At 73.9% G+C, this 9,019-nt stretch carries 12 protein-coding genes; 6 read left to right on the top strand and 6 right to left on the bottom strand.

The genetic code is table 11. The features are described 5' to 3' along the window. Positions 1 to 113: 113 nt before the first annotated feature. Complete coding sequence (locus EAD98_RS11365) at positions 114 to 1,163, top strand: ROK family protein (RefSeq protein ID WP_121654020.1); 1,050 nt, start codon at positions 114 to 116, stop codon at positions 1,161 to 1,163. A 53-nt stretch (positions 1,164 to 1,216) separates the two neighbouring features. Here EAD98_RS11365 and EAD98_RS11370 read toward each other — a convergent pair whose 3' ends face one another. Together EAD98_RS11370 and EAD98_RS11375 are read right to left on the bottom strand one after the other, a co-directional pair. After that, positions 1,217 to 1,417 (bottom strand): DUF397 domain-containing protein, encoded by a 201-nt coding sequence (locus EAD98_RS11370; RefSeq protein ID WP_121654021.1) that lies wholly within the window; start codon positions 1,415 to 1,417, stop codon positions 1,217 to 1,219. 5 nt (positions 1,418 to 1,422) lie between these two features. Continuing rightward, positions 1,423 to 2,268 carry a helix-turn-helix transcriptional regulator gene (locus EAD98_RS11375; protein WP_121654022.1) on the bottom strand — a complete coding sequence of 282 codons (846 nt, stop codon included), beginning with the start codon at positions 2,266 to 2,268 and terminating at the stop codon, positions 1,423 to 1,425. A 276-nt stretch (positions 2,269 to 2,544) separates the two neighbouring features. Between EAD98_RS11375 and EAD98_RS11380 the strand changes: the two genes are divergently transcribed. Together EAD98_RS11380 and EAD98_RS11385 are read left to right on the top strand one after the other, a co-directional pair. After that, positions 2,545 to 2,763 (top strand): hypothetical protein, encoded by a 219-nt coding sequence (locus EAD98_RS11380; protein ID WP_121654023.1) that lies wholly within the window; start codon positions 2,545 to 2,547, stop codon positions 2,761 to 2,763. Between the two features lie 188 nt (positions 2,764 to 2,951). After that, a complete protein-coding gene (locus tag EAD98_RS11385; RefSeq protein ID WP_121654024.1) occupies positions 2,952 to 4,052 on the top strand; it encodes a D-alanine--D-alanine ligase family protein in 1,101 nt (366 codons plus the stop codon). A 51-nt stretch (positions 4,053 to 4,103) separates the two neighbouring features. On the opposite strand, the gene EAD98_RS11390 is transcribed toward EAD98_RS11385, so the two are convergent. Then, positions 4,104 to 4,790, bottom strand: coding sequence for a DUF3515 family protein (locus EAD98_RS11390; RefSeq protein WP_233583797.1), 687 nt, complete (start codon positions 4,788 to 4,790; stop codon positions 4,104 to 4,106). Beyond that, positions 4,791 to 5,024 carry an Lrp/AsnC ligand binding domain-containing protein gene (locus tag EAD98_RS11395; RefSeq protein ID WP_013284547.1) on the bottom strand — a complete coding sequence of 78 codons (234 nt, stop codon included), beginning with the start codon at positions 5,022 to 5,024 and terminating at the stop codon, positions 4,791 to 4,793. It lies immediately after the preceding gene. A gap of 96 nt (positions 5,025 to 5,120) precedes the next feature. Between EAD98_RS11395 and EAD98_RS11400 the strand changes: the two genes are divergently transcribed. Continuing rightward, positions 5,121 to 6,110, top strand: coding sequence for a thiamine-phosphate kinase (locus EAD98_RS11400; protein WP_121654025.1), 990 nt, complete (start codon positions 5,121 to 5,123; stop codon positions 6,108 to 6,110). 29 nt (positions 6,111 to 6,139) lie between these two features. Beyond that, a complete protein-coding gene (locus tag EAD98_RS11405; protein WP_121654026.1) occupies positions 6,140 to 6,601 on the top strand; it encodes a GNAT family N-acetyltransferase in 462 nt (153 codons plus the stop codon). Between the two features lie 37 nt (positions 6,602 to 6,638). Here the strand turns inward: EAD98_RS11405 and EAD98_RS11410 are convergent, their stop codons facing one another. Both EAD98_RS11410 and rpmB read right to left on the bottom strand, forming a co-directional pair. After that, entirely contained in the window at positions 6,639 to 7,895 is a 1,257-nt protein-coding gene (locus tag EAD98_RS11410) for an ATP-grasp domain-containing protein (protein ID WP_121654027.1), read from the bottom strand. A gap of 180 nt (positions 7,896 to 8,075) precedes the next feature. Next, positions 8,076 to 8,267, bottom strand: coding sequence for a 50S ribosomal protein L28 (gene rpmB / locus EAD98_RS11415; protein ID WP_007456456.1), 192 nt, complete (start codon positions 8,265 to 8,267; stop codon positions 8,076 to 8,078). 296 nt (positions 8,268 to 8,563) lie between these two features. Here rpmB and EAD98_RS11420 point away from each other — a divergent pair. Further along, the coding region (locus EAD98_RS11420) for a DAK2 domain-containing protein (protein ID WP_121654028.1) at positions 8,564 to 9,019 on the top strand (456 nt) is incomplete at its 3' end.

A 9,019-nucleotide genomic window follows, 5' to 3' on the forward strand; every position in this document is an offset into this window, starting at 1 on the left:
GTGCCAAGACCCCTCCCCCGCCATGCCCGCCCGGCCGGGGAGGGCGGGCATGGCGGGGGAGGGGTCTTGGCACTAGCCTCGGCTCACAATCATGACGGCGGGAGGCGGTTTCGGTGGGCAGCGCAGGGGTGCCGGTGGTCGTCGGGTTGGACAACGGCGGGACCAGCAACAACGCCACCGTGCTGACGGTGGACGGCCGGTTCCTGGTGGACGGTCTGCTGGAGATCCCCAGCGAGGTGCGGGCCGGTCCCGACGCCGCGATCGAGGCGTTGGCCCGGGCGCTGGACGGCGCTCTGGCGCAGACCGGCGTGCCCCGCGAACTGGTCCGGGCGGTCGGGCTGGACACTCCGGGCCCGGCCAGCGCCACCGGCGTCATCTCGTCGCGGGGCTCGACCAACTTCTCCCAGCCGGCCTGGCGTGGCTTCGACGTGCGGGGCGCGCTGGAGCGACGGCTGGGCCTGCCGGTGGTCTACCACAACGACGGCAACGCGGCCGCGCTCTACGCCCACCACGCGTACTTCGGCGCCGAGGCGATGAACCGGTCATCGGTCTCCGCGATCGTCGGCACCGGCCTCGGCGGTGGCGTCGTCGAGAGCGGGCGCGTGATCGCCGGCGCGGCCGGGATGGCCGGCGAGCTGGGTCACGTGCACATCCCGCTCACCGGGCTGCTCGGCCCGGAGCAGCCGGAGCCCACCTGCGCCTGCGGCTTCACCGGGGACGTCGAGAGCGTCGCCTCGCTGACCGGCATCGAGCGCAACCTGCTGCCGTACTGGCTGACCCGGTACCCCGACCACCCGCTCGCCGCCGAGTCGGTCGCCCGCGCGGCGAAGCTGGTCCGTGGCTACGGCGAGCGGGGGGACGCGCTGGCCCGGGACCTCTTCACCCAGCAGGCGATGGCGCTGGGCCGGCTGTTCACCGTGGCGGCCAACTTCACCGACCCGCACGCGTACTTCGTCGGCGGCGGGGTGGTGGAGGCGGCGCCGGAGTTCCGCGACTGGTTCCTGGCGACGGTGCGCGAGCACACCGTGCTCCGCGAGGAGCAGGTGGCGGTGGCCACCTTCGCCCTGGTGCCCGAGCGGGACATGGCCGGCGCCCGGGGCGTGGCCATTGCCGCCCTGGAGGCGCTGCGCGCCGTGCCGGAGCCCGGCCCGCTGGTCGCCTGAGTCGACGGACCCGGGGGCGGGCCCTCGAGGCGGGTCGAGCCCGCCTCGTCCGGTCAGCGGCGCGGCGGGGCCTGGGCGAAGGCGGCCCAGGCGGCCGGCGGGAACAGCAGCGCCGGGCCGGCGGGGTCCTTGGAGTCGCGCACGGCGACCAGTCGGGGGATCGCGGCCACCTCCACGCAGGCGCCCTGGTCGCCGCTGCGGCTGCTCTTGCGCCACGCCGCCGCGGCCAGCGCCGCTGTGATCGTCGGTGTCATCGGTCCTACCGTCCCTTCAGGAGTGACAGGAGCTGCGTGCGAGTGTCGGCCGGGCTGAGCGCCACGCTCCGCAGGTGCTCCATGATCTTGGTGCAGGTACGCGTCTCGCCGGCTCGGTCGAGGATCATCTGGCCGGCGACGGTCTCCACCGAGGCGATGATCGGGTCCTCCGGGTCGGCGAACTCCAGGATGTGCAGCGAGCCCCGGGTGCCCCGGTGGTAGCCGGCGGAGAGCGGGATCACCTGGACGGAGATGTTCGGCAGCTCGGCCATCTTGACCAGGTGGCGCAGCTGCCCGTCCATCACGGACCGGTCGCCGACCGGGCGTAGCAGCGCGCCCTCGTCGATGATCGCGTCGAGGATGGGCGGGTCGTCGCCGGTGAGCCGCTCCTGCCGGTCGAGGCGGACCTTGACCCGTTGCTCCACCAGGTCGTCGCCGAGGGTGTGCGGGCCGCCGCGCATCACGCCACGGATGTAGTCGGCGGTCTGCAGCAGGCCGGGCACCACCGAGGGCTCGAAGTTGGCGATGGCGGTGGCCTCGGCCTCCAGGGCGATGAAGTCGATGGTGCGCGGGTCCAGCAGGTAGGAGTACGACACCCACCAGCCCGGCTTGCGGGCGTCCTTGGCGAGCTGCACCGCCGCGGCCACCTCGTCGGCGCCCACCCCGTACGACGTGAGCAGGGCGCGCACGGTGGCCGGGCTGATCAGTGTCTGCGCGTTCTCGTAGCGCGAGAGGGTGCTGCGGGTGCTGTTGATCTCATCCGCGGCGGTCTCGAGCGTCAGCCCGGCGGCTTCCCGATGGTGGCGCAGGGCGATGCCGAGCCGGCGGGCACGGGCGGTCTTCGGGGCCATGCATCGATGGTCGCACACATTTGTGGGAACGTCTGCATGAGAGAACGTCGATGAGAGTTGCATTCACGGCTGTACACGTGTCAATCTGTCATCGCGTCCTCACTGCCGGTTGTCGTGGCGACGGTGGTGGTGAGCGACCGGAGGGGATGGGGCGCGCGGCGATCGGGTTTCTCCCCCGTACCCGATCGTCGCGTGCCGCCGCCATCCCGGCCCGCCGGAAGGAGACGACGTGCGCACCGGTCCGGAGCCCCCCGCCGTACACCCGGACGGCCGACGATGACCCGCTTCCTGGTGGTGCTCACCGACGTGCGCCCCGTCGAGGGCGTCGAGCGCAACGAACGGACCGCGCCCGAGCGACGCCGGCAGGTGGTCGGCGCCAGCAGCCGCGAGGCCGCCGACCGGATCGCCGGGGCTTTCATGGCCCTGGGCATGGTGCGGGCCGGCCGCCAGCGGGTGAAGGTGATCGCGGTGGGTCGCCGGCACGCCCGGGACTGAGCTGACCCCCCGTCTACGCAGGACCAACCTCCCGTCACGCACCGTATATCCTCTGTTGACCGATTGCCGTGTCGCGCTGTGGCTCGCCGGGTATCGCCTCGCCCCACCGCCACGCACAGTAAGGTCAACCGGGTGAGCGCCACCGGCGAGCACGACCAGCCGCAGTCGCGTACGAAGAGGTGACCGGAGTGACCACCCCAGGCAAGACCCGCGTGGCGATCGTCTTCGGCGGCCGCAGCCCGGAGCACGGCATCTCCTGCGTCAGCGCCGGCAGCGTGTTCGGCGCCCTCGACCCCGACGAGTACGAGGTGGTGCCGGTCGGCATCACCCGGGCCGGCCAATGGGTGTTGACCAGCGGAGACCCCGCGCAGCTGGCGATCAACGCCCGCCAGCTCCCGGAGATCACCGCGGAGTCCGGCGCGGACATCGTGCTGCGTGCCGACCCGACCGGCAACGGGCTGATGGTGCTCGACCCGACCGAGGGCCCCCGCGCGCTGGCCGACGTGGACGTGGTCTTTCCGGTGCTGCACGGCACCTACGGCGAGGACGGCACCATCCAGGGCATGTTGGAGATGGCCGGCATCCCCTACGTGGGGGCGAACGTGTTCGCCTCCGCCGCCGCCATGGACAAGGAGTTCACCAAGAAGCTCTGCGCGATCGAGGGCATCCCGGTCGGCTCGTACGCGGTGCTGCGCAACGGGATGACGCTCACCGAGCAGGACAAGGAGCGGCTCGGCCTCCCGGTCTTCGTCAAGCCGTCCCGGGCCGGCTCGTCGTTCGGCATCACCCGCGTCACCGACTGGGCGCAGCTGGACGCGGCGGTCGCCACCGCCCGGCAGTTCGACCCGAAGGTCATCATCGAGGCCGCGGTCGTCGGCCGGGAGATCGAGTGCGGTGTGCTGGAGGGCGAGGCCGGAGGCGCGCCCGAGGCGTCCGTGCTGGCCGAGGTGCGCGTCGTCGCCGACCACGACTTCTACGACTTCGAGGCGAAGTACCTCGACGACTCCTGCGAGTACGACATTCCGGCCGGGCTGCCCGAGAAGGTGACCCGCCAGGTGCAGGAGTACGCCGTCCGCGCGTTCACCGCGCTGGACTGCGCCGGTCTGGCCCGGGCCGACTTCTTCGTCACCCCCGAGCTGGACGTGTATCTCAACGAGATCAACACCATGCCCGGGTTCACCCCGACGTCGATGTTCCCCCGCATGTGGGCGGCCTCCGGCCTGGAGTATCCGAAGCTGGTCAACCGCCTGATCCGCACCGCACAGCGGCGCGGCGTCGGCCTGCACTGAGCCACCGGGCGCCGGCCCGCGGCACCACGTTCCGGTGGAACGCGGGTCGGGTCAGGCCCGGCAGCCGGCGGGAACGTCGCCGCCGGTGAGCACCGAGGCGACGACCGCGTTGGAGATCGGCGCCACCCACTGCAACGGCTGCTCGTAGGAGCGCGGAATGCGCACCGACACCGCCGTCTCCCGGTCGACCGTGGTCAGCACCGTCGCGTCGCCCTGCTCGGCCGAATGCCAGCAGACCCGGTTGACCGTCCAGACCTCGTCGGTGGCCGGGATGGTCGGCTCGGCACCGCCGCAGGCGACGGTGAGGGCGGGGTCGCCGTACGCGGCGTTCTGCTCCGGGCCGGCGGTGACCGGGCGCTGAGGCAGGTCGCGGATGGTCGACGGCAGCTGGGAGAGCAGGGCGCGACAGACCGTGGCCGGGCGGGCGGCCAGCGCCGGGGCGGCCATCTCGACCGGAGCGGTGGACTGCACCCGGGCGGCGGTGGGGCTCGGCGCGGCGGCCGGCTCGGCCGGCGAGAGCTTGCTGAAGGCCAGCACGGCCACCAGCAGCGTGACCGGCAACGCGATCAACGTGGCCAGCAGGGCCGCGCCGCGGATGGTCCGGTCCCGGCCGGCCGGCGCGTCGGCGGCCGGGTCGGCCGGCTCGCGGATACGGTCAGCCGGCTCGGGCGTGCCGTCGCGCGTCCCGGCGGGCCGGTCGTCGTTGTCAGCGGCGGAGGAGGTAGCCATCTCGTCCACTTACAGCCGCACCACCGAACACGTGAGGGTGCGCGTGATGCCAGGCACCATCTGCACCTTGCTGACGATGAGTTTGCCGAGCTCGTCGACGGTGTTCGCCTCGGTGAGGACGACCACGTCGTACGGCCCGGTGACGGCGTCGACGCGTACCACGCCGGCAAGGTCCGCGATGAGACCGGCCACGTCACGTGCGCGGCCGACCTCGGTCTGGATGAGGATGTACGCCTGTACCACGACTCGACCTCCGTCCGTCGCCGCCCAGGGGCGGCCCGAAGGGTGAAACTACCTTACGGACCAGGTCTGATCCCTATCGGTGGTCAAGGAGCAGCAGTGAGCGAGCGCGGCGGTGCCGGGCAGAACGGACGGAACGCCGGCGGTGTCGCCAGCGTGGGCGGTATCGGCGAGTTCGGGTTGATCGGGCGGATCACGGCCCGCCTGCCGGTCGGATCTACCACCCTGCTCGGCCCAGGGGACGACGCGGCGGTGGTAGCCGCCCCGGACGCCCGGGTCGCCGCCTCCACCGACGTGCTGGTCGACGGGCGGCACTTCCGGCGGGACTGGTGCTCGGCCCGGGACGTCGGGCACCGGGCCGCGGCGGCGAACCTGGCCGACATCGCGGCGATGGGCGCCACCCCGACCGCCCTGCTGGTCGCCCTCTGCATGCCGGCGGACCTGGAGACCAGCTGGGCCGAGGAGCTGGCCGACGGGCTGGCCGAGGAGGCGGCCACGGTCGGCGCGAGCGTGGTCGGCGGGGACATGTCGTCCAGCCCGACCCTGACCGTCGCGGTCACCGCGCTGGGCGACCTCGGCGGCCGTCCGCCCGTGGTGCGCTCCGGCGCCCGCCCCGGCGACGTGCTGGCCCTGGCCGGCCGCACCGGGTACGCGGCAGCCGGCCTGACCGTGCTCACCCGCGGCTTTCGCACACCGCGGCTGCTGGTCGAGGCGTACCGGCGGCCGCAGGTGCCGTACCAGGCCGGACCGCAGGCCGCCCGGCTCGGCGCCACCTCGATGATCGACGTGTCGGACGGGCTGCTCGCCGACCTCGGGCACGTGGCGGCGGCCAGCGGGGTGGCGATCGACGTGCGCCGGGACGCGTTCGAGGTGCCCCGGCAGATGGCCGACGCCGCACAGGCGCTCGGCGTCGACCCGTACACCTGGCTCCTGGCCGGTGGCGAGGACCACGCGTTGGCCGCGACCTTCCCGCCGGCGGTGGCGTTGCCGGCGGACTGGCGGCCGATCGGCCTGGTCACGGCCGGTGCCGGGGTCACCGTCGATGGCGCGTCCTACGAGGGGCCGCGGGGCTGGGACCACTTCCGGTGAGGCCTCGCGTCGGCCGTACCCTGGATGGTGTGACTGAGATCGAGATCCGGGTGGTGCGGTTCGACGCGCCGGTGGCGCAGCAGTTGATCCGCGACGCGCTGGCCGACCTCGGTGCCCGCTACGGCGGCACCGGCGACGACACCCCGGTGGACGCGGCCGAGTTCGAGCCGCCGGACGGGGCGTTCCTCGTCGCCTACCTGGCCGGCGAGCCGGTCGGCTGTGGCGGTTGGCGCAGTCACGGCGTGGACACCGCGGAGCTGAAGCGGATGTACACCGCCCCGGCGGCGCGGGGGCGGGGCGTGGCCCGGACGGTGCTGGCGGCCGTGGAGCGCTCGGCCCGCGAGCAGGGCCGCAAGCGGATGGTCCTGGAGTGCGGGGACAAGCAGCCCGAGGCGATCGCCATGTACACCTCCACCGGCTACGAGCAGATTCCGAACTTCGGCTTCTACAAGGACGCGGAGGGCTGCGTCTCCTTCGGCCGTACCCTCTGAGACCCGGCAGCCGCCGGGCGTCCGGTGACCGGCGTTCTCAGCCGGTGGTGATGCGGATCTGGGCGGCGGCCCGGGCGACCGCCCCGGTCGCCTCCGCCGGGTCGGCGCCCCAGGCCAGCACCTGACCGCTGCGCCGTCCCGACGAGGTGACCTGGGCCACCCGGTCGCCCACCGTCACGCCCACCGTGACGTCCAGCACGCCGGGCACCCGGCTGGCCGCACGCACCCCGTCCACGGCGGTGACGGTGCCGGGCGGAGCGAGCAGGAACTCCACCGCCGCCGCGCAGCTCGGCCCTGCCGGCAGCGCCGGGCGTTCCCCCCGGAGCGTGCGCAGGTACGCGCCGACGAACCCGCACTCGTAGGCGACCGAGATCAGTACGGCGATCAGGTCGCCGGGGAGCCGTGCCGCGCACTCCACCAGCGCGGGGCCGTCGGCGGTGCGGATCCACTCGCTGTGCAGCACGCCGGTGCCGAAGTCGGCGGCGCCGGCCAGCCGGGTGGCCACGTCGAGCAGTTCCCGTCGGGCGTCCCCGGGCAGGGCGGACGGCACGGTGTGCCCGGTCTCCACCGGCCGTCCACCGGTCAGCACCCGCTTGTCGGTGACGTTGCCGAACCGCACCTCGCCCTCGACGATCAGCAGCTCCACGCTGTGCTCGGTGCCGATCAGCACCTGCTCGGCGAGGACCGCGGTGGGCAGGTCGTGGGCGATGGCGTCGGGAGGTGTCTCCGGATCGGCGCTGGCGGCCCAGGCGGCGGCGACCAGCGCCGGGTCGTCGACGATCTGCACGCCGAGGCTGCCGGCGCGGCGGGTGGGCTTCAGCACGCAGCGCCCGCCCTGCCGGCGGGCGAACTCGCTCGCCTCGGCGGCCGTGGTGACCAGCGCGAACGCCGGGTTGGTCAGGCCGGCCGCCGCGGCGAGCACCCGCATCCGGTGCTTGTCGGTGAAGATCTCGGCGGCCTTCACGCCGGCGCCGGGCAGGCCGAGCGCGCCGGCCAGCTGGGCCGCGGCGAGGACGCCGTACTCCTGGCCGGGCACCACCAGCCGCGCGGCGGCCAGCCCCGGTTCCCGGGCCAGCAGCGCCGCCGGGTCCAGGCCGGTCTGGTACCCGGCCGGCACCAACCGGGACACGATCGGCAGCGCGGCGTAGCGCCGCTCCAGGTCGTGGCGGCGGATGAGGTCGGGTTCCTCGACCACGACCACGCTTCCCGCGGGCAACACGTCGCCGAGCCCGCGCAGCAGATCCAGCGCGGAGCCAACCATGACCAACTCGTCCCGGCTCAGGTCAAGCTGCACCCGTCACCCCTTCGTCTGGACCGGACGGGGACGCCCGGCGCAGCGCGACCGTAACCGGGCGGGCGGCCGGGGTGGGTGGCCGCGTCGCGTAGTCGTCAGCGGCCTGGCGCGGACACGACAGAGCCGGCGGACCGCAGGGGTCCGCCGGCTGAGCCGTACGAGAAGGTGGGTGCTACCGCGTCAGGCGCGGGTGACCTTGCCGGCCTTGATGCACGAGGTGCAGACCTGCAACTTCTTGGTGTTGCCGCCACCGGCCGGGGTACGCACCGACTGGATGTTCGGGTTCCAGCGGCGGTTGGTCCGCCGGTGCGAGTGGGACACGTTGTGGCCGAAGCCCGGTCCCTTGCCACAGACGTCGCACACGCTAGCCACGGGATACTCCTGGGATTGAAACGTTCATGAGGTCGCCGGCAGGCGCTGCCCGGGCAACCTGGTCAGGTTACCCGATGACCCGCCGACCCGGCGAACCGGCCCGGTCGGGCGACCGCCCGTGGCCCGGCCGGCAGGTGCTGGTGCGCCCGTCCGCCGGGTGGTGGGTCGGTCCGGCGGCAAGGATACCCGAGGCTCCCGTCCGGACCGCCCGAGCCGGGTTCGGCGCCGGGGCCGGGGCGGACGGACACGCCCGACGAGTCCGACGGCTGTCGGCGTGCGCCAGTAGGCTTCTGGCCGTGCTGGACACCCTCGACGCCGCCGCGGTCCGCCGGTGGTGTGCGACCGGGTTGACCGCGCTGAAGCGCCACCAGGGCGAGATCGACGAGCTCAACGTCTATCCGGTGCCCGACGGCGACACCGGCACCAACCTGGTGCTCACCCTCACCTCGGCCCAGCAGGCCCTGGCCATGGACCTGGACACGCTCCCCGACAGCGGGCCGACCGCGCACGGGCACGCGTTGCGGCTGATGGCCCAGGGCGCGCTGCTCGGCGCGCGCGGCAACTCCGGGGTGATCCTTTCGCAGATCCTGCGCGGCTTCGCCGACGCGGCCGCCGCGGCGCCGGCCGTCCGTGGCCGGGAGCTGGCCGCCGCGCTGCGGGGTGGCACCGCGGCCGCGTACACGGCGGTCGCCCGGCCGGTGGAGGGCACCCTGCTCACCGTGGTCGGCGAGGCCGCCGCCGCGGCCGAGCGG

The sequence above is a fragment of the Micromonospora sp. CV4 genome (assembly GCF_003667455.1).
Classification (GTDB): domain Bacteria; phylum Actinomycetota; class Actinomycetes; order Mycobacteriales; family Micromonosporaceae; genus Micromonospora.

Coding starts and splice junctions, on each gene's coding strand:
- EAD98_RS11370 (WP_121654021.1), bottom strand. CDS start 1,417: ATGACACCGACGATCACAGCGGCGCTGGCCGCGGCGGCGTGGCGCAAG.
- EAD98_RS11380 (WP_121654023.1), top strand. CDS start 2,545: ATGACCCGCTTCCTGGTGGTGCTCACCGACGTGCGCCCCGTCGAGGGC.
- EAD98_RS11375 (WP_121654022.1), bottom strand. CDS start 2,268: ATGGCCCCGAAGACCGCCCGTGCCCGCCGGCTCGGCATCGCCCTGCGC.